Genomic DNA, 20,439 nt, shown 5'->3' with positions numbered 1-20,439 from the left:
ACTTCAGGGAGTCACGTCCACAGCAAGGCAACAACCACTGGAGTGAGAAACACCTCTATTAAATGCCAACCACTGTAAGGAGTAAGACCCACTGTAGATCCGTAACTATCGTAAAGACAGGTTTAATCACAGCTGAGGGAAAAATACGGCTTGGCCTTTGAAAGCACGATTCAGACCGCCTGCTCGACGATGTATAAACGGGGAATATCAGAAGCGATGCGGGTTACACGCGGTTAGGACGCAGCCAACCGCACTGTGCGCCCAGCCCAGCCGAAGGCTGGATAGTAGAGGGAGCTACACGTTACAGTGGTTGGCACTCACTACAGTGGTTACTTCTTGCTGCCCCTCAGACTCTCGAGCAATTCAAGCTCCTCTTTGGTGAGCGTTGCCAGAATCTGGTCTGCGTCGAACTCATCAAGAGCTGGATCGACGTCAGGCGCTTCCGGGAGGCCTGAAGGCAAATGTGCCGGGCGGAGCTTAGGCCTTCTATAGTGGATATGAAAGTATACCGCCCTGCCCCGCTGGTACTCGGTAAAATCGAGATAACCGATGTCTTTTAGCTGCTGCATTGCTTTACGAACAGTTGCATTCTGAGTAATGGTTCGAGAAGTCAAATTTAAGCGGGCTCTAAGCCTCGACATTGAGATGGGCTTGATATCCTGGGGGAGACTCTCAATGTATGTGTAAAGCGCCTGTGCGCTCTCTTTACGGGCTAATTCATTGATGGCGCGAAGCTGGAGCAGAACTTTACGATCAAACTGGTATAACTCAAACAGTTTAGGATCGGCCTGAAGGATCACAATATCTTTCTTCATGTCGAAATAAGCCGATTGAACCAGGTGGGTGTGATACGCCTTATCGTTGCTGGTAAAAGAGAGCGTATTCGTTGCTATGCGCTGCAGTGACGCGTCAATACGTTTGCGCAACGCCGCAGAAGAACGGCTGGAAGGAATGCCGCAAAGTTTCGTGAACTCCACAAATGGCAGGGTGACTTTATCCCCGATCACTTTGAATTTTGCGAAGGCATGGATGATCCCAACCCACGTTTTGAAATCGTTATCCATATCAAGCCGGGCACCGGTGATCTGGATATTTTCAAAACCTTCAGACGTTACCAGGCTCAGTTGCTTTAACTCGGCTGTCGCATCCATTGTGGCCATCTGGCCCTTCCTGCCACGGGCTGTGGATTTCAGCGTGGGCACAAACAGGCCCAGTCGCATCAATGCGACTGGCTGAACCGTATTATTGCTGTTAGGAACCAGATTAACAACTTCGCCGGTGCCCTTTTTCACCTCAGCAAAAGCAGTTGCTATCTCTTTGATATTTTCCGATTCATTAGCCATTACATTATCCCGATTCTGTTTGGCATACGCATGCTGAATACTCAACACAGTGGATACTAACACTCACTATAGCGGTTATTCTACTCTCTGCAGTAGTCAATTTACTCCTCACAGTGGTTAGTTTACTCTTTACAGTGGATATGGATCCGTTGCTACGCCTTATCAGCTCTGGCTTTGCAGGATCCGGTGATCTCTTTTGACCTTTTATGAACATTGGGATCTTACTATTGGATCTAGCCTGTGGATAAATGAGGAATAAAACATAGCATTTGCCTGGAAGGGATCACTTCATGATATTCACAGCCAGAGAGACAGTTTACTGACTACAGTGGTTGATGAGTACTCCTTACAGTGGTTAAATTACTCACTATAGTGGTTACCTTACTGTCTACAGTGGATACTTTACTCATTATAGTGGATAGCAATAGCGCTTCAGCCCTTGGTACAACAGCCCTCAGACGATCCGGTGATCTGTTTTGATCTTTTGAGGATCATATTATGATCTAATTATTGGATCTATCCGGTGGATAAGTGGATAAGTCAATACATAACAAGCGCCATGCTGTTTATCATGATGGTGTTGTAATCAGCGCAAACGAAGTAAAGCGAGAGCACAGCAGGTATTAATGAGATAGGCCATCTCTCCATCCAGGTAAATATCGTAAATGTTAAGGAACTCACAGGTTACGAAATGCAATGTTATTCCCTGACCCAGCTGACCAGAACCTCACTATCTCCGGTAAACAGGCCCACATCATTCCTGTCTTAACTTTCCGTATAATCAGCAAATTAACCTGTTATTAAACTGCTAATACCCCCGGACAAGAAAATCGCTCTGGTACACAGCTACCAGACAACACATAACCATGATGAAGTATGACCCGTCTGCTAGAAATCTCAGACTATGTGTAACGGGTTTTAAACCGATCAGGCATCATAATGAATAACCACTGTAAGGAGTAAAATCACGACAGAGAGTAACCACTATGAAGAGTAAAACCACGACAGAGAGTAACCACTATGAAGAGTAAAACCGCTACAGAGAACAACCACTATAAAGAGTAAATCATTGCACAAAGTAGTAACCACTGGAAAGAGAATATAAAATCATCATCGGAAGGTTGTTTTTTAACCCAGATAGTAGAAATAATGTCCATTAAGACAAATTTCATACAAAAAAAGATACATATGCAGTATTAATGTTCAGTCCCCTCTTCTTCTGATAACGCTTTACTCTTCACAGTAGTGGGTCAGTACGTTCTGGGAACTTAGAATATAAGAAGAAAACTGAGCGATATTTTCTGGTAATTTTATCCAGCGCATATCGCGTAAACCGAAGGAATACATCCCTGCAGGAAGAAAATTTTGTTTCTGGGCAATGACGCTTTTCCTCTCAAACTTCGCAAATGAGCTCGACAGCACAAAGGTACAATATTTCTTCACAGGGATATGGAAACTAATGTTTCGATTTTTTGAAATGTAGTTTATGTATATGCAGGTACACGTGCTGATTAAAAATCCGTAATATATTATGGCAAACAACCTGAAATCAGAGATGTAGGCCCCATCGCTGAATGACGCGTTTCAGATCTTCTTCCCACGTTAAAGCGACACTTTTTTTATTCCCCCTCCCCTCCGTTCTGAACCGCACCAAGAAATAGACGCATATAGTTCGGTGATAATATCGCGACATGTTCAGAGTTATTCATACTGATCTGAGATATCAGTCGTAAAAAGCAAACTCAGCTGGAATTGAATCCCTGAGACTTTTTTCACTTCGGGTACCACAACATAGACTCTCATCGCACATCCGTCATAGGCGGTTCAACAGTAAATATCATGCCTGCCCGTGCTGACAAATGATGATCAACACACAAATCTCATGATCCCTGGGATAACTTTTTTGCCATTCTGAATATCCCTGGCTGGGTATTTAATAGCAGCAATTGTGCATGTATCCCGATACTGGTAGGTATGGTGCATAAGCCGACCGCGTCCTGGCACATGTTTTGTGAATACCTGTCTTAATAGTGATTTTTAGCATTTTCAGAGTTATAGGCGCTGATTTATATCCGAGGGACCTGCTGCTTATATGGTGATATTCCCGACCAATTGTCCTGTCAGCGCAGCTGATTGTCGGTAGCACAATCAGTTTATTAATTCCTGCGTACGTGTGGTGAAGCCCGACAGGAAAATACTCAGACAAACGTCGCATACCAATGCGGAGCGCTTTGATTCCTGTTTCTCTTTGAATCATCATTTTCACAGGATCCCGTTCCGGTAAGAACATATCCCGAAGAGCGTTCACCTGCCGTTTCCGGATGTAACATCTCTCCTTTCCAGACAGTTTATGGTGCTGTGCTTACTCAGTGATACCGGTCAGGATATTGATGTATTAACAATTATTGTTTGAACGGGTATGTGCGGTGATTTGCATATCAGGGTATCAATGTTTGATGTTTGAGAAGATATACCGGCATTTTTATGCTTACAGTATTGCCCCATTTGCTGAGAATCCACTTATCTGTCATGACCACTTTCGCCAGCATCAAAATGAGATAATAGCGTATGTGCATCTTGGCGATTTCAGGCTGAAATTAATCTTGAATTTCTATACTAATCATATAGTTATCAATGAAAATGACTTGGAGAATTTTTGAGCGGTATGTGCCGGAATACAAGAAAATTAGAGGCGATTTCAGGCTGAAATCGCCAGAGGCTGGAAAGAATCAGTCGGCAAGCAGACGGTTCAGAATGTTATTGATGGCAGTATCAAGCTCATCCTGAATATCTCTGGGAAGGCGGTTAAACTCATAGGAAAGCTGCCTTCCTTTGGTTTTTTTGCGGGCATAGCGATCTTTGTCAGCAAAGATCCACAGTGGGGTGGTCACCACTTTTTCTTTTCCAGCCGGTGAGGCGAGTTTTGTGAGCGCTTTTTTCATGACGCCCAGCAATGCATTTTTGATTTCTTCAGACGAGTGACTCTCTTTTGCATGCACGGCGTTAATCTGAAGATCAAGTTCTGTCAGGAAGTCATCGACCGTCAGGTTTTTTTCCACCAGAAATTCACTTAAACTCAGCAACTGTTTATAGTCCGGGTAGGTCAATTCAGACTGTACAGGGAAAATAGCTAAAATTTCGGAAGGTACCATTGCGGCCTGCAATGCACGTGTGACTTTTGCCTGGGATAAACCCTGACTCTCAGCAATCTCTTTCTGAGACATACCACTGTTCTTCAGACTTGCCAGTCTCAACCCCACCTCCCTGAGGTTATGCTCTTTCGCGGTCTGAATGTCAGAGGCAAGTTTTCGGGCATCCTCCGTTGAAATATCAGCGTCCGTTACCAGTACGTTCAGCCCTGTTTTACAGATAATCGCGGCAGCACGTCGGCGCGAACCGTCCAGAATTTCAATCTTATCACCGACCTTGCGTCCAATAGTGGGAAAGAATTGCTGAAGCTTCAGTGTCCTGGTGATATCTTTGAGAGACGCTTTGGTGAGTGCTGACTGATCGCGTCCATTATTTTCGGGCACAACGAAGGTCTCTGTCGCAACATTCTCGGCTTTGATCACCTGCAGTGTGAAAACAACGGATCTGCCTGAATTGAGAATAAACGTCTGGTTAAAATCCTCTCCTGCTGCAGACTCGCTCAACGGAGACTGGGTGAAAGTTCTACCGATAGTTTTTCGTTTTATGTTCATCTCTTAATCTCAATTTGTTCTGATAAATTCAATGCGATCGAATACCGCTTTTGCAAAATCTTCTGCGGCGGCACGGGCATTCTTCAAGGCTTCACTGCTACCTACGTAGGTGGAAGGGTTGGCTGAAATGACGGTATCGAAAGACTCACCGCACCTTTCAAAACCATCCAGTCGGGGGAGCGCGATATCCAACATGTCACCGCCGAAAATTTCCTTTGCCAGGCTATGACAAAATTTATGATCGGCTTTATTTAACAGCTTCGACATAAATCCGATATTGCCTACCAGTCGAGTAGCAAAACCAGACTCTTCAATCATTGTGATCAGTTCAGGAACCCGTGTGAGATATTTCAGGGTCGAGTGAAAGTCAACCTGCGCCGGAGGGATCGGAGTAATCAGAATATCTGATGCTGCAATGGCATTGGATAAGTACGCATCCAGATGGGGCCCACTGTCTATAAAGATAAAGTCGTAATCCTTTTCAACCTTATCGATAATATTCTGTCGCAGAATCGCATAAATATTCTGGTCGGGTAGATGCTCATGACACAGCTTTTCCCATCCTGAGGCAATAAATGCATCATCGATTGACGCTGGTATCACATCCACACCCGGGATGATAGATGGCACAATAAATTCACGCAGCAGTGTCTCACGGTCAACATTCTGTAACATAGCCTGCGCGGCAGTGGCTTCCACAGTGCCCACAGAGTGCGTATGGTTCAGGAACATGGTCGCAGAAGACTGGGGATCAAGATCAATGACAAGGATGCGTAAATCTTCGTATAAAAGATGGGCGTGGGCACGTAAGGCATGGGCAAGTGAAACAGTAGAAACCGTTTTTGAAACCCCGCCCTTCAGATTACCGATGAAGATTGTGAAAGCTTTCTCATGCCTGTCGCGGTATTTTGGCACTCCCCGATGGTGGTAGATGTCAATAATGTTCTGAATAGACATCGCATACTTGGTTGATGTACCGGCCTGCCGTTTATCAAACACATAACCCTGTTCTTCCATCTCATTGACGGCATAGTCCACGTTAGCCCGGGTAAGTTTAGGCAGTCTGGAAAGGGCTGCTTTGGCATACACCTGAAAATAGGTATTTTCCTGGAGTTCTTCTTTCTGATTCTGGATTTGCTCTGTTAACCCCAGAAGCATCTTCTCCGAGCGCTGTGCCACCTTGTAAATCTGATGCGCCTTATCAAGCATAATTTTAACCCTTATGTTGAATTCATTGTTTTATTCAATAATGCTACATAAAGACAGGCAAGTCTACGTTAAAAACTTTGACGTACTGCAAGAATAATGATGTTCAGCAGCCGGGCGGGTCATTTCTCATCTCTATTTCGATCCTGACATAGCGTGCCTTTTGTCTGCTTTTAACCCCGTATCCCCGCGAAGTATGCACCGGGTGAACCGTACTTATCACGCTATTATTTGAATTTTCTCCACAGAGATTTCACGGTTAACTTATTGTTTTTAAATGATTATTATTGTGAATTTCAGGGTGAAATCGCCAGGTTTTTTGATGTTTTGGCCCTTATAGTTTCGTTTTTTTATCGGGCTTTTATACTTATTTTCTGAGATCGTTGACCAGGCCTTTTCGTACTGGAAAAACAGATTAACTGAAGAAGGCGCTCGTTTAAGTTGCATCATATGCCATAGTGTTGTGATTAACTCTCAGACGGGTTCCGATACACTGCCCTGTTATAAACGAAATGATGAAGAGATAAGCCAACCTGAAAGTTCAGCAACGGGCTGGCATACCAACGAGAGACGGTAATTCTCGAGCTCAGAGTATGATGAGACCCCGATTGTATGCGCTATGCAGAGACTTCTGGGAGATAGTCGCTTATTGTCGTGGCTGCTTGCCAGGCAGATCGGTCGGGGGATCACTATAATAGAATGCTGGGGCCTGGCCTTTCCGCAGCGCACGCATTACTTCAATTCCTTTTATCGTGGCGTAATCGGTCTCCATCGATTTAAACCCCAGCATCACGCTGATTATCCGTTTCCACTTACCGTGGTTGCATTCAATCACGTTGTTCCGAGTTATAATCTGCCGGTGTTTAACATCAGGCGGGTACTGGCCCTCTCGTTTCAGTAGTTCGAGTGTGTGACCATTTGTTGAAGTCTCGTCCGTATTGATATACCGGGGGAACTGCCGGCGCTTCACATTGTTAATCATTTTTCCCAGAAACCGGTATGCTGCTTTGGTATTTCTGCGGGATGGCAGATAAAAATCAATTATCCGGCCACGGTTATCAATGGTCCGGTAAAGAAGCCCACCGGCCGCTCACTTTCACATACGTTTCATCCATATGCCACAGGCTGAGATCGGAGGGGGTACGCCAGTACCAGCGCATTCGTTTTTCCATTTCAGGTGCATAACGCTAAACCCGGCGGTAAACCGTAGTGTGGTCAACGCTCACACCACGTTCCGCAAGCATCTCTTCCAGTTCTCTATGGCTGAAACCGTCTTTACAGGACCAGCAGACGACCTACAGGAAAATTTCACTCTGGAAATGGCAACCATGGAAAGGATTCATCGTAACTCCTTCAGCTAAAAGGTGGAGATAAGTTTACCTCCGCGGACGATTAGCAGCAGTACACGCAGTTCTACCTTAAGGACCACCTCTTTTCTTTGCTTACGTAGGGTGATGAGCTGGAGTACAAGAAGTGGCAGGACAACGACAGCCGCATTCTTACCGGGAACGATGACGGCTTACTGTATCAGTGCCAGGGTGATATCTGCAGCAAGGTGCTTTCTCAGGCAGGGCTCGAGTTTGCAGAGCCGGATTGCCGGCTTCTTCTTCCCCGGTAAAACGAGTTTTTCGGATGAGGTATATTGCTGGAGCGGATTATGGACGGCCGGGTGAACCAGTCGAGAAACGCGAACGCGCTCCAGAGCAGGATGTCTCTGGGTTAACAGACTGCGGATACGGGGGGCTGGACTGCATTGTTTGTGCGGTGAGATCATCATCGAAGTCGCAGAGCATGGAGAGTCCGGCGATGATGGCAGCGTCTCGAGCATCTGTCCTGGCTTCACGGCGGGTAAGTCGGCGATGTGGCGCATTGCCAGGCCGGGGAGGTATCCGACAAGGACGCATTCCGAGCGGGCAACGGTGACAGGTAGCGCCCCAATGGTGGCTGGCTGGTCAACAACCAGCTGTCTCTGATCATGTTGTTTAAGGTCAAATTTCAGCGACCTGAGTCTGGTTTCGTCGTTGAATAATTCTGTATCGAACAGGCGGTTATCTGAACGATTGATGGCAACAGCGTGATTGGTATCTTTATCGACGTCAACGCCAATAAAGATCTGGACGGGTTCATAATCGCTTGATTCGGTCATGCTGTCTCGCTGTCTCTACGGGTTAACCAGATAACCTTGGGTGCAGGTCCCGGCAATAGTACCTGACCTGGCCCCTGTTAGCGGTTACCTGCGCCCCATCATTCCCGGTGACTTCATCCCCGGATCATGGACGACTGGGACTGTAATCAATCGGGCCTGGCTGACTAACACCCCATTATAAGAGGCACCAATAAGGTAACAAAGGGCTAATCGCACCCCTCCACTGGCATTATAAAACAAGTATTCTGAAGCTGAAAATCGATATATTTTCTGAGTAAAATGCCTACCTAATGGACGAGGGGTGACTGGCAGCAGCTGAAAGAATCAGTCCGTTGACCCTTTCGAACAAACCTTCAATGGCCCGGGAACCTCTGTAAAATTTTACCCGAAAACGTAGAGCATTCCCCGGTTTAAAAACGTGGCCAGCACCGTACATTTCGCTATATGAAACGTGTGAAGCAGAAGGGCAAACACAACCGGGTATCGTTGCAAGGACGGCACTACATTCACTCTCGTTACAACCGGCTGACTGTTGGCAGGATAATTAGGTGTAACGGTCAGCTCATAGCGAGAGAGGTGGTACCCTTGAATTCAAACGTAATGAGAAGATTAGGGGGACATGGGCTTCCAGACCTGGGTTGAGACAGGATGCGAAGATGACAACGCTTGCCGGTGTGAGAAGAGCCTCATATGGAAATCCAGCCACGATGGAAAGAACGCTGGAGATAACTTGTCAAAGCAACCGGCACGTACCGGTAATCTTCATGCGACCTCTGGCATAGCCGCTTAAACCTCAGCGCTCTCATAATGGAGGTCATGAAGACCACTGTACGCTGATATATAAACCACTATAGCAAGCGGGCAGCTGTGGGTAATAAAGTTAGTGTGCACGGACATGAGTCTGGACTTATGGCTTTTATTTGATGCAATACTTCGGCCAGAGGGAAAGTCCGTGATGATTTTGGGGCTTCGGACATACCATGACGGGTCGTATGCCCGCGGCCATAATATTCTGGTGGCAGAGTATGTACATTGACCTGTTGGGAGAGGATGACTTCAGGGCGACCAATGAAATAGCCCCCACAGGGCCGGGTCACACTCTGGTCTGAACGTTTCAGGAAATCTTCGATGGTCAGAGAGAAGAGGATATCAAAAGGCCAGATACAGGATCCAGATAAGAGTGCCAACGAGTTGCAGTCAGGCTGGCCGAGGGAAGGTCGTATGGACCCTACTTATTCTACTCCCGCTGGCATGAACGTCATATTGTCTGACATACCAGGTATCCACTATACAGAGCACATTCCCCATACTTAACCTGTGATGCACTGGGGCAATATAATTGCATTAAAACCCTAAGTATATTGTATATCCTTAGGGTTTCGGTGGTGCTGTCTGTGGATCTCACCTGCTTCGCCGGGTCTGTCGCCCGCAATCTTCGGTAATTCGACAATTGCTAAAGAACGGCATGCCCCGAAGTACCGACGGTGTAAATCTGAGCATGACGGCCGGGGATGAATGCCATGATAAGTCGTTACCTTCAGGCTTACGGTTCATTAATGACGTAAAGGGATAAAAATATACCACCAGATTCAGAAAAATGGCTGAATCAACCCCAGTCCTGATGACCACAGGATGGGTCACCTGTTATGACCGTCCGCTCATTTTTTCCTGCTGTCATCCGCCCAGATGATCCCCAGGACAATCACCAGCGCATACATGATCATAATTCGATGTTCCATATTCCCAACTTCCTTTTATCTACTCGATTGCTTTGCCAGTTGCTAACGTGCCCGACGAGCAAACGCCAGCATCAATGCTGCAAACAGCAAAAGGGTGATGGTGAAAAAAATGATGGCGAGTATTTTCATGAGACGGCTCCGTTTTGCAATAGGGCAGCACTACCAGCGTTAAGATAAATCACGGCAGATGGTAAAACGTTAGTATTAAAAACATGGTAAAGATGATAATCACCATACCTCCCTTCAACGATAACGCATCACTAGTATTTTCTTGTGATAAACATCCCTGATTTCAAACGCTGGCAAGCACAGGTGTATGCGGCTGGTATCCGACTCATTTGTTTGAGACTGCATAAATTTCTGGCCCTTCTTCTGACGGGGAAGGTGCACATCTGACATCCAGAGGGTTCATTTTCCCGAAAAGCATAACGTACTCACTGCAGTGGATGTTCTCTGTTCGCATGCCTCAGAACTGCGGACTGCATTCCTGCGGAGGATAACAGACACGAGAGACGTCCTGAAACCCTCTGCTCTCTGCCACAATGTACCCCGTGTGCCCACCATGGCCGAAAGGGTAACACTCAGGATGTAGACCTGTGCCTCATCGCTTGTCAGCTGCAGCTGACAAGCGTGATGTTTTACCAGCACTTTTCTCGACAGGACGCTAATTTTACAGATACCAACTGTGCGATCGTCGTGGTGTGATGGTGCCCACATTTGGCTATCGCCAGCACACGGCCTGTGGTGGTATTTCTTGTGCAAATCCGAGCTGGCGCTACGTCTCATGTTATTGCTTTATTTTTCGCAACAACAATCAGGACCCGGCTGCCATCGATAAATCAGGGACCATCGACGGCTTTTGCGTGACATACCAAATACGGCTCCAGACTATCCCATGTCCAGGGGCTAAATGATAATTTCCATCTCTGTAATGCCGCAATAATCAGACTTTTCTCTCTGATGGGCGGAAATAATAATACGTGTTTTGCCAGGTCTGCCGTTGGTGGTGTTTACGGGCTTGTGTCACCAGGCTGTCATAAAGAAGTGGCAGTCACTGGCAACATGCCGGGCAAATCTTTTGTCATTACGGCAGAAGGTAATATGTCCAAGGCCAACGGGGCGATGTGCTGTGCAGGCTCTGTTTTGAGTGACCGCAACGGCCTGTGTCCTGGCATGCGGTTGCGACATCTACTAACGGGGATGACACGAGGTCAAAAAGGATCTACTGCACACCAGAACACATTTCACTGAGGAGTCTCATGAAGGTGGCGATGTACAAGAGGTCCTGGCCCCAATAAATAAGAGCAGGATGCTACCGGGTGAATACAAAGGCCCACACTGCTGTGTAACGCACACGCACTCCAGAAATCTGAACAGGTCTGGACGTGCATCTCTATTCCGGTCAGCTGCATCAGCCAGCAATATTCCCTGCCAGATTACATGATCTGTTGTCGTCTGAAATTATCCTGACGAACCATAGTGCTCTCGCTTTTGAGCCTATAATTGGGCGCTTCCCAGCAGATCAAGCTACCTATAGCGGGGAAGGGGGCATGCAGCGCGGATTTGCTTCTTTGTCAAATTTTCAGGAATAGTGATTTGGTACGGTGTACTAACAACGGGCTGTCGGTTAACTGACTCTGGCGACGCTCTCCGCGTTTAGTCGGGTATGTTTGTATGATATCGATCTGATATAAGGACATGAATTATGGATAAAGCAGAAGTTCTGGATAAGTCTGGCTGGGTTGAAATTCATATTGATGATTTTGGGCAAAAAGTGAAAGGGTTTTCACGTGATAACTACCCTGCATTGCGCTGCCTCGCGTGTGAAAGAATTGTACATGACAGTGGACTGGTCACGCCTAACCCGGAGTATCGCCCCAGATTTTCACATTCAACACCCCCGGAGAATGGCGAGTTTTGCCCATTAAGTGCTGCAACACGCCGTTTTCACGGGTTAGGCGGAAACGACAATACTGCAACAACTGAACTGGCCAGAACCCGGCGTGCTCAATTTATGAGGTTTGAAAGCTTGTGCAAGGCCTGGATCGTCTGCCGTTCATTGCGGGGTGGAAAGGGAAAGCTAGATCAAAAATCGTTCATACGTCTGATCAGAATAGCTGATAGCTTTGGGATCTGGCATTATCGCTACCTACCGGAGTGGGGGATCCCTCTGCTTTTGATGCTGATGGATAATCATCCAACGCCAAATGGAAAGTCTGCATTCTTCTACACCCTTAAAAAGGACAGAAACCGGCAGGGCGTTGACTGGCTAGATCTGAATATCCGACTGGAAGCACATTGGGTCAGCAGCGGTAAACTTATTGACCCCAACCCTGAAAAACCAGCGTCGTTCTTGCTTGTGATCCCGTTCAAAGAGGACGTTGTGGATGACATTCTTAGCAAGGAAGACCTGTCGTGGTGCACGCAGGACGTCCTTAGCGTTTTGAATACCTTCAGCATCGAAGAGTCAAAATAATTTCTTGTAGAGAAGGGAATGTGGGATCAGATTGTCTTTTAATAGAACCCCAACTACCACCTGTCCTCCTGAAGTCTGAAGTTCCCCTCTCAGACTGCTTGAGGACATCGACAATGAGTCTCTTCGGTGAGGTATCCCGTTTTTGTTGGCAGTACTTCTGTGCAGGGGAGAGCATGCCGGAATTCTGTTTCTGAATGGAGCAGGGTTTTGAATCAGTGTCAAAGCCAGCAACCTCTTCAACCGTGTCTCTACTACTGTCATTTTTTCTGGAGCACGCCGGGGAGCGTATTTGTTCAGCTCTTAGTAAGACCAGACGCCCTCATGCCAGTTGTAATACTCAATGGTGGGTATCAAGAACGCGAGATTTTCATGTTCCATTAATAGAGCGTAGAATAATGAAAGAATCTTTTTATGGAACAAATTGAGTGAACCATTGAAGAAAATAATTTTTTTGTTCTATAAAAAGTATATACTTATATGAAATGCTCTATTTATGGAACAGTGAGATTGTAATGGCAAAACCCTCTACTCGAACCTACTCTCGTTATAGCCGAGATGCTGCACGACTACTGGGGCTGATGATTCGTACAGCGCGTATTGAACGTAAACTGACCGTTGAAGAGCTGGCTGAACGTGCCGGGGTATCGCGTGGACTCGTTTATCGTGCGGAAGAAGGGGACATGGGGTGTGCAATTGGCGCGGTATTTGAACTGGCTACCATAGTTGGTGTTTCACTTTTTACGCCCGATCAGGCATCGATGACGTTACATACCGTAAATGCAGAGAAAACTTTATCGCTGATGCCACGCTCAGTGTATCACTCTAAGAAGGTGATAAATGATGACTTCTGATAACAGCCCCGGTCTGGCATACGTATGGATCTGGTTGCCTGGGGCAACTCAACCGATTGTCGCAGGTGTGTTAACTCGTGATGACAACAGATTTATTTTCAACTACGGGCGCAGTTACCTGGAACGGGAAGATGCGATCCCTGTCTATGAGCCAGAACTCCCGTTGGTTCGGGGTGCGATTTTGCCCGCACCAGGTCTACAGCAGGCGAGTGCATTACGTGATGCTGCCCCGGATGCCTGGGGGCGTCGAGTCATTCTGAACCGGCTGATGGGAGCTCAGGGCAGGGACGCTGATCCTGACAGACTGGATGAACTGACATATTTGCTTGAATCTGGCTCAGAGAGGATTGGAGGACTCGACTTCCAGCGCTCCGCAACGGAGTATGTGCCGCGTGCGTCCCAAAGTGCATCTCTTGAAGAGTTGATGCAGGCTGCATCAATGGTTGAAAGTGGAGTACCGTTAACTCCGGAACTGGAACAAGCGCTTTTTCACGGTAGTTCATTAGGCGGTGCGCGGCCAAAGGCAATGATAGAGTCCGGGGCTCATAAATTTATCGCAAAGTTTTCTTCTTCCACAGATACTTATAATGTTGTTAAAGCTGAATATATCGCTATGCGACTGGCTGCCTGTGCTGGATTAAATGTTGCACCTGTTCTTCTCCGACATACCGCGGGTAAAGACGTCATACTGATTGAACGCTTTGACCGTATACGAAGCCATACAGGCTGGCAGCGTCGCCTGATGGTCTCTGCGCTGACCATTTTTGGTCTTGATGAGATGATGGCAAGATATGCGAGTTATGAGGATTTGACGGATATTATTCGCCAGCGCTTTGATGCACCTAAAGAGACGTTACGTGAACTATTCGGGCGTCTGGTTTTTAATATTATTAGTGGTAACACTGACGATCACGCCAGAAATCATGCCGCATTTTGGGATGGCAACAAACTGAGTCTGACACCGGCCTATGATATTTGTCCCCAGGGGCGTTCTGGTAATGAAGCGACGCAGGCAATGCTGATTATTGGTGAAAACCGAAAGAGCAATCTTGCAGTTTGTCTGTCGGCGGCGGCTAAATTTCTGCTGAGTGAGCAGGAAGCGATTGAAATTATCACACACAGCATCCGTACGGTCCACGAAAACTGGGCAGAAGTATGTCGTGAGGCGTCACTGAGCGAAGTGGATCGCAACTTCTTGTGGGGCCGAGTGTTCCTCAATCCGTTTATTTTTGAAGATAGTCCTGAAACGATCGCACATTTGCGTTGAATTGTGCTTAATTGACAGGTAATGACAGGTGCGGATGTGAAACCAGCAGCATCAATTACCATGGAATGGTAATGATTGATCAGAGATAGTTTTTGTTCCAGAGCTTAACGCTGTTCTCTGGATATCTTATAAATCGTATTCTGGTCATTCTCTGGTATCTCAGTTAAGAGATTTTCACGCGCAAGTGTTCGCAGATCATTACGTGCAGTCTTACCTGATACGCCTAGACCTCCGTATCACGGGCTGTCGAATATTTTTTATCAGGCTCCGCTCGAATGATTTTCAGGAGCGTGACTTACCGTCCACCCAGCTGCTATAAGCTCCTGATTTATACAAAAATGGTCAGTTCGGGCTACGTGGGAAACCAGATCGTTTACATGCTGTAAGAGTCGTGTCGTAGCCCGATGGATAATACTGATCTGATATTCAAGGTAGTATGTCAGATCAACATCATCGGTTTCCGTGTGCTGGTAATTGTGAGTGTATTTAATCGGGCCGTTATGCAGTAGCAGGCTGTTGGATACGTATTTAAAGACGTCATATTCTTATTTCAGCATATGCCAGTAAAACAGCCCACGACGTATACGCCCGTTACCGCCTCTGAAGGTGGACTAGTGGGCGATAATGAAGTGAACAACACAGGCCTTTATCAGCGGGTGAATGTAGTGTGCTGTGTCGTTCACTAAATCACATGCTATTCTTGCAGGCTGGCAGTGTCTGGTAGCTGATGAACGATGTTGCCGCCATAGTCGGCGTTCACCACATCATCGGTATCGCGAAATTCACCAGGGCGGTATTTTTCGTCGTTAATTCCCCGCATGCCAACTGTATGGATGCGACGGATTAAGTTCGGAGGTCTTTGAACAGGCCTCGTCGTGAGGACTGGATATGTCTACGGCTGTGGGGCAGTCCAGTTTACGGCACGCTAGGGCCTGGTCGTCCTAATGCACATATTATTGAATACACTGGTGGAACATGGCAGGAGGGGCATGTCGTGGGCTCTCTTCTGAATAAAGATTGGGGAGCAGAAATGGGCTTTCCAGGCATTGTGCTGGATGATTTTGAGGGAGCAGAATATGAGCGGGTACCAGTTGATGTCATGAATACAGATGGTGAAGCAGTTAAATCCTGCAGCTATATGTTCAACAATTAGTTACCTTCAGGCCTGCTAATCAGTGGGCTAATTTTGTTTTCAATGTGTTTTGGTTCTCTCTATTGTTCTTCGGTGCCAAGAGCGGAAGTTGGTATCCTGCTGTTAGTATTCTTTATGTTATTGATTTAAATATGTTAAATGATTTTTCTTGCAGTTTGATTAATCCGACATGGCTATTTTTGTTTACAAAAAAACTTCATTATTTAAAAATCAATGCGGCATTGTCTCAAAAAGCAAATAGTTGAGGCGCTGGAATGGGGCTCATTTATTGATGTGTGTTTTCCGCATCAGATAACTCGCCTCAGATATTTTCTCCATTAGAGAACTCACCGGCAATGTTAAGAAAACGCGGAAATTTTCTGAAGTTAGTGGATTCAACCCGGGGTAGAAGTGTGACAAAAAAACTAAAAGTTGATGCGACAAAACTTTTTGAATCCATGGTATACCAGATCCACGTAGCCATCGAGCATTGCCACGCCCTCGAGGATGGGGATGAGCTATGGATTGAAGTGCTTGGAGATGTTTCGATCCCTGGCAAGTCACAGACAGAAGTCAAAAATTACGCGGATGAATTGACCGATTCACATGAAAACTTCTGGAATACGCTTAACAACTGGCTTGACCCGGACTTTGATCATACCCAGTTCGTGGACCTTATCCTTCTGACCACGCAGCCTTACAGTGAAAGAACCGCCTTTGATGGCTGGAATGAATTATCCGCCAATGATCGACTGAAAGTGCTGACGGATATTCATAAAAGCTCAGAAGCCCGTTTCACTGAGGCACAGAGGCGTAAAGAAGAAAATAAAGATGAGCGTCCGCCAGCCGAGAAAGAAGCCTCCCGTCCTGCTGAGCCGTCAAAAACCGTTCGCCAGCAACGTACCATTATGGATGAGAAGAAGCGTGATTTGTTGCTTGAGTTGCTGCCTAAAATCAGGATCTGGACTGAGCAGCCAGGCCTGAACGATCGGATAGCTAGATATAAGAAACGTTACCTCAAGGGCATCCTTTCAAATAAACAAAATGATTTTCTGAACGATATGTTTGGTTTTATGACAGATGCAATCAAGATTACGGAAGGGTGGAAATTTAAGGTCGGGGAGTTTGATAAAAAATTTGCTGAGCTGACCCGCCGTTACATGCATGGCACGGTAGTGTTTCCGATTATCGATAGTAATGCAATCAAAGACAAAGCCACAAAAATGAACGTCAGCAATGAGCGTTATGTACAAAAACTGACTGAAATTGGGGGCACTGAGCGAGATGTCGTTCTGGCTGCGGGAGACATTTTACATGCAGAAAAATATCTCTATGAGCTAATTGAGAATTTCGACACCTCACAGCGGGAAGTTGATGAATACTGGGACAGTGAGCTAAGGCGCCATCTCAGTAAAAGGAAGAGCGCCATGATTAAATTTAAAAAGTCCTCGATGGAAGACTTAAAGGACGAGTCCCTTGCTTTTTATTACGAACGTCAGGGTGAAGCCGTTACTGTATTTAGCCGTTACAATTCAACACCCGCTACTTTCCGGAATGGAATTTATCACCTGCTTGCCGATGAAGAACCAGAGGATAGCGACGTAGAGTTCCACTGGAGGCTGTGGGAATGAAACCGAAGGCCATCAATCATCTCTTTACGCTTCAGCGATCCCCTATTTTGCTTGCACCCTGTCTTCACCAATTTTATGAAAAATATGCCTCACGTGAGCGAGACCTGCTGCTGAGTTATCTCGTACTCCCAATGCTGCTGTCTCCTCCTATGCAGACTTTTCTGATTCATGCTAAGGGATCCAGCAGTCTGAGAACAATGTGCTCCCAGCAGTCGCGACTGCTGGGTTTGACGCACCTGGTGCAGCAAAATAAATCCCTCACACATGCCTCGTTGCTTTTTCTCCAGACGGCAGAAAGTATCGAAATCACTGACAGTCTTTCCGTCAAATCTCTGCGCGCCGTCGATACAGGCGGTGCTAATCCGGTGCATTTAACCGCTGCTAGCCGCCTGGCGATTTTGTTCGCCGAAGTGGATATCGTTACCATTTACAGGACGTTAGGATTCAAATCATTATGACATGCTTCGTAAAATATATCGGTGTAGCAGATACGCGAAATAAGATTCATAAAGTGAGTCTCAAACCTGGACTGAATGTCATTACAGGCAAGTCTTCAACAGGAAAGAGCGCGTTACTCGAAATTTTCGATTACTGCATGGGTAGTTCTGAAGACACGATACCTATTGGGATTATCACCGAACGCGCAGAGACGTTTTTTATTGCGCTTCAGTTCACACGCTATGCAGTTATCGCCGCGAGAAAAAAGAAATCTGATCGATGCTTTTTGATTGATGTCCCGGGTGTCGATCCCGACCATCTGTCAGCGCTTATAGAAGACCCCGCCGCGTTATTCGGTTCTGAACAGGACATGCCTCTGAGCGCGTTCAAAAAAAGTCTGGGCCGGCATTTTGGCGTAATCATGGGAAATGTCGATGAGACCCCCTTTAAGCTGTCGTCAGGTCGACACAAATCCCCAACTCCCACCGTGCGCAGTTTTTCTTCATTTATGCTACAGCACCAGAATCTGATTGCTAATAAGCACGCAATCTTTTACCGCTTTGACGAAAAGGAAAAACGAGATCAGGCTATCAAGCACTTCAAGATCCTGATGGGTCTGGTGAATGAAGATTATTTTGATCTCCATAAAGAATTTGAGCTCGCTAAATTTGAACTGGGCAGAGTACAGCGTCAGATCCCACAGCAGGCTCAACGAAAAGCTTTACTGACCGACCGCTATAACCGTTACCTTAAAGAGTATTTGAGCCTCACGGGTAAGCCACTTATTGATGGTCAGGGTGAAGCCATCTACGCCCATCCGGCCATGTGGCTTGAACAAATTTCCAGGAGCACAGTCAGCGTGAATGTCCTCTCTGATCAGATCGAAGTGCAAAGAGACAAGCTTGAGAAAGAGCGAGCTGAAGTGCTGGGAAAAAAACGGAAAGTTCAGGGTCAGTTGAGGCTAATCAAAGATTCCAGAGCTTCTGCAATGCAATTCACGCAAGGTATGTCCAAGAGCCATCTGCCCGACTCCGCGACGTTGTCTCACGCCTATTGCCCGATGTGTAAAGCAGAAAACTCTTTACCCGTCGTAGAGGTCAACAAGCTTACGGAGGCAATAACATGGTTGAACGATGAGCTTGCATTCTCTACGTATGCGCGTGAGAGCTTTGAAGGAGAACGCCGGAAGTTAGAGGAGGAGCTGGATGACCTCAATGATTCCCTTTCCCTGATTCAGGAGAGTATTGAGCCATTTGATGAAGAGTTTCACAGGCTCCAAGCCGGCGGTTCGATAAACGAACAAGCAATAAAAGCTAAAATTCGGCTTGAGCTGGCGATCCAGGAGCAACTGGACAGACCGGTAACAGATCTCGACGAACTGGAAGCCTACTGGCGCGCTGAGATCATCCGGCTTTCAGGCCATCTGGAAGCATTTAAGGTCGAACGTAGTTTGCATGAGCTCTCAATCAGCATTAATGACAAAATGTGTGAGTATGGTGATCTCTTCGATTTTGAAGAGACCTACAAGCCCTCGGCTCTCCGTTTTGATACTGAGACGTTCGATTTATGGTATCAACAGGATCCCAAAAATCGTGTTTATCTGCGCGCGATGGGAAGTGGAGCCAACTGGCTTTACTCGCATCTGGCGCTCTTCATGGCTTTACATTATCAGTTTGCGGCGCATTCCAAAAGAGGATGTAAAATCCCACCAATTCTGTTTTTAGACCAACCGACGCAGGTTTATTTCCCCGCGGCACTGGACGATGCGGATGAGTTCAGGCCAAAAGAGCTTGCAAGACAAAACCGGCGTGAAAACATTCTGGATGACGACATGAAAGCGGTAACGAATATGTTTATCCAACTGGCAAAATTCTGTGAAAAAACAGGAGAAGAAACTGGAGTGACCCCGCAGGTGATAGTCTCTGACCACGCAGATAATCTTATTTTAGGAGAGGGTTATCATTTTCAGGACTATGTAAGGGCTACCTGGCGTTCACGGGGTGAGGGGTTGATAACTCAGGATGATTGAGCCTCTATTTGGGGAGACCCTTCTTCGCTGCGCGGATAAACTTTATAAAGCCAAACTTCCTGCCTCACGCTTGCTGGGACCCCGCTTTCCTGCTCACTCTAATAACCGCCCACGGGCGGTTATTACACATATCGTTCAGATTCAGTGATCGGGTGTAGTCGTTTAGCCTGTCGCCCCTATTGTGATACCACCTCTGTGGCAGATTTCGCACGGTGGATAGGCTGAAAAGAAAGAATCAGGACAGCAGGTAATGAACAGGGCACGACTCCGGACGGCAGCATTTAAGCCGGCCCTTAGTGGCTGCCGATTTTGGTGGACTGTGAGCGCGCTAGCGCGAGTCAGATGCCGGGAATGGATGTTGCTATCAGACCCCAGCAGTGAGACCCGAAACGCCGCAGCTGGCGATTGGGCGGAGCTTGCCGGTTAGCGTAATTGTGTTGACGGACCCGCCTGCCGTTGAGCCGAAGAGGGCGATAGGGT

At 46.7% G+C, this 20,439-nt stretch carries 11 protein-coding genes and 2 pseudogenes; 7 read left to right on the top strand and 6 right to left on the bottom strand.

All coding sequences use genetic code 11. The features are described 5' to 3' along the window. Positions 1 to 329: 329 nt before the first annotated feature. The 5 genes and pseudogenes from CNE01S_RS14380 to CNE01S_RS14355 all read right to left on the bottom strand — a co-directional run. Positions 330 to 1,343 (bottom strand): RepB family plasmid replication initiator protein, encoded by a 1,014-nt coding sequence (locus tag CNE01S_RS14380; RefSeq protein ID WP_061276985.1) that lies wholly within the window; start codon positions 1,341 to 1,343, stop codon positions 330 to 332. 2,729 nt (positions 1,344 to 4,072) lie between these two features. Continuing rightward, positions 4,073 to 5,044 carry a ParB family protein gene (locus CNE01S_RS14370; RefSeq protein ID WP_061276983.1) on the bottom strand — a complete coding sequence of 324 codons (972 nt, stop codon included), beginning with the start codon at positions 5,042 to 5,044 and terminating at the stop codon, positions 4,073 to 4,075. A gap of 9 nt (positions 5,045 to 5,053) precedes the next feature. Then, positions 5,054 to 6,253: an AAA family ATPase gene (locus CNE01S_RS14365; RefSeq protein WP_061276982.1), complete on the bottom strand. Its 1,200-nt coding sequence runs from the start codon at positions 6,251 to 6,253 to the stop codon at positions 5,054 to 5,056. Between the two features lie 643 nt (positions 6,254 to 6,896). Beyond that, a pseudogene (locus CNE01S_RS14360) lies at positions 6,897 to 7,593 on the bottom strand (IS6 family transposase). Positions 7,594 to 7,649: 56 nt separating this feature from the next. After that, positions 7,650 to 8,396 (bottom strand): annotated as a pseudogene (locus CNE01S_RS14355) (IS110 family transposase); the annotation flags it as partial. A 3,444-nt stretch (positions 8,397 to 11,840) separates the two neighbouring features. On the opposite strand from CNE01S_RS14355, the gene CNE01S_RS14345 reads away from it, so the two are divergent. The 3 genes from CNE01S_RS14345 (at position 11,841) to CNE01S_RS14335 (ending at position 14,729) form a co-directional block, all read left to right on the top strand. Further along, positions 11,841 to 12,611, top strand: a complete 771-nt coding sequence (locus CNE01S_RS14345) for a hypothetical protein (RefSeq protein ID WP_061276979.1) — start codon at positions 11,841 to 11,843, stop codon at positions 12,609 to 12,611. 512 nt (positions 12,612 to 13,123) lie between these two features. Next, the gene (locus CNE01S_RS14340; RefSeq protein ID WP_061276978.1) at positions 13,124 to 13,462 is read left to right on the top strand and encodes a helix-turn-helix domain-containing protein; all 339 of its coding nucleotides are present in this window, start codon (positions 13,124 to 13,126) and stop codon (positions 13,460 to 13,462) included. Continuing rightward, on the top strand, positions 13,452 to 14,729 hold the full coding sequence (locus CNE01S_RS14335; RefSeq protein ID WP_061276977.1) for a type II toxin-antitoxin system HipA family toxin: 1,278 nt from the start codon (positions 13,452 to 13,454) through the stop codon (positions 14,727 to 14,729). Before CNE01S_RS14340 ends, CNE01S_RS14335 begins: the two co-directional genes overlap by 11 nt. 694 nt (positions 14,730 to 15,423) lie before the next feature. Here CNE01S_RS14335 and CNE01S_RS25760 read toward each other — a convergent pair. Further along, positions 15,424 to 15,549: a hypothetical protein gene (locus tag CNE01S_RS25760; protein WP_255212419.1), complete on the bottom strand. Its 126-nt coding sequence runs from the start codon at positions 15,547 to 15,549 to the stop codon at positions 15,424 to 15,426. A gap of 174 nt (positions 15,550 to 15,723) precedes the next feature. Here CNE01S_RS25760 and CNE01S_RS26065 point away from each other — a divergent pair, with 174 nt between their 5' ends. The 4 genes from CNE01S_RS26065 to CNE01S_RS14315 all read left to right on the top strand — a co-directional run bounded on the left by CNE01S_RS26065 (position 15,724) and on the right by CNE01S_RS14315 (position 19,959). Continuing rightward, positions 15,724 to 15,882: a hypothetical protein gene (locus tag CNE01S_RS26065; RefSeq protein WP_439645710.1), complete on the top strand. Its 159-nt coding sequence runs from the start codon at positions 15,724 to 15,726 to the stop codon at positions 15,880 to 15,882. A 392-nt stretch (positions 15,883 to 16,274) separates the two neighbouring features. Beyond that, on the top strand, positions 16,275 to 17,492 hold the full coding sequence (locus CNE01S_RS14325; RefSeq protein ID WP_096754231.1) for a hypothetical protein: 1,218 nt from the start codon (positions 16,275 to 16,277) through the stop codon (positions 17,490 to 17,492). Then, positions 17,489 to 17,950: a three component ABC system middle component gene (locus tag CNE01S_RS14320; protein ID WP_061276976.1), complete on the top strand. Its 462-nt coding sequence runs from the start codon at positions 17,489 to 17,491 to the stop codon at positions 17,948 to 17,950. Before CNE01S_RS14325 ends, CNE01S_RS14320 begins: the two co-directional genes overlap by 4 nt. Further along, entirely contained in the window at positions 17,947 to 19,959 is a 2,013-nt protein-coding gene (locus CNE01S_RS14315; protein ID WP_061276975.1) for a DUF3732 domain-containing protein, read from the top strand. Before CNE01S_RS14320 ends, CNE01S_RS14315 begins: the two co-directional genes overlap by 4 nt. The last annotated feature ends 480 nt before the right edge of the window (positions 19,960 to 20,439 follow it).

The organism is Cedecea neteri NBRC 105707 = ATCC 33855 (assembly GCF_001571265.1).
Classification (GTDB): Bacteria; Pseudomonadota; Gammaproteobacteria; order Enterobacterales; family Enterobacteriaceae; genus Cedecea; species Cedecea neteri.
Note: the sequence above shows the minus strand (reverse complement) of the source record. Positions and strands in the feature narration are given on the sequence as shown.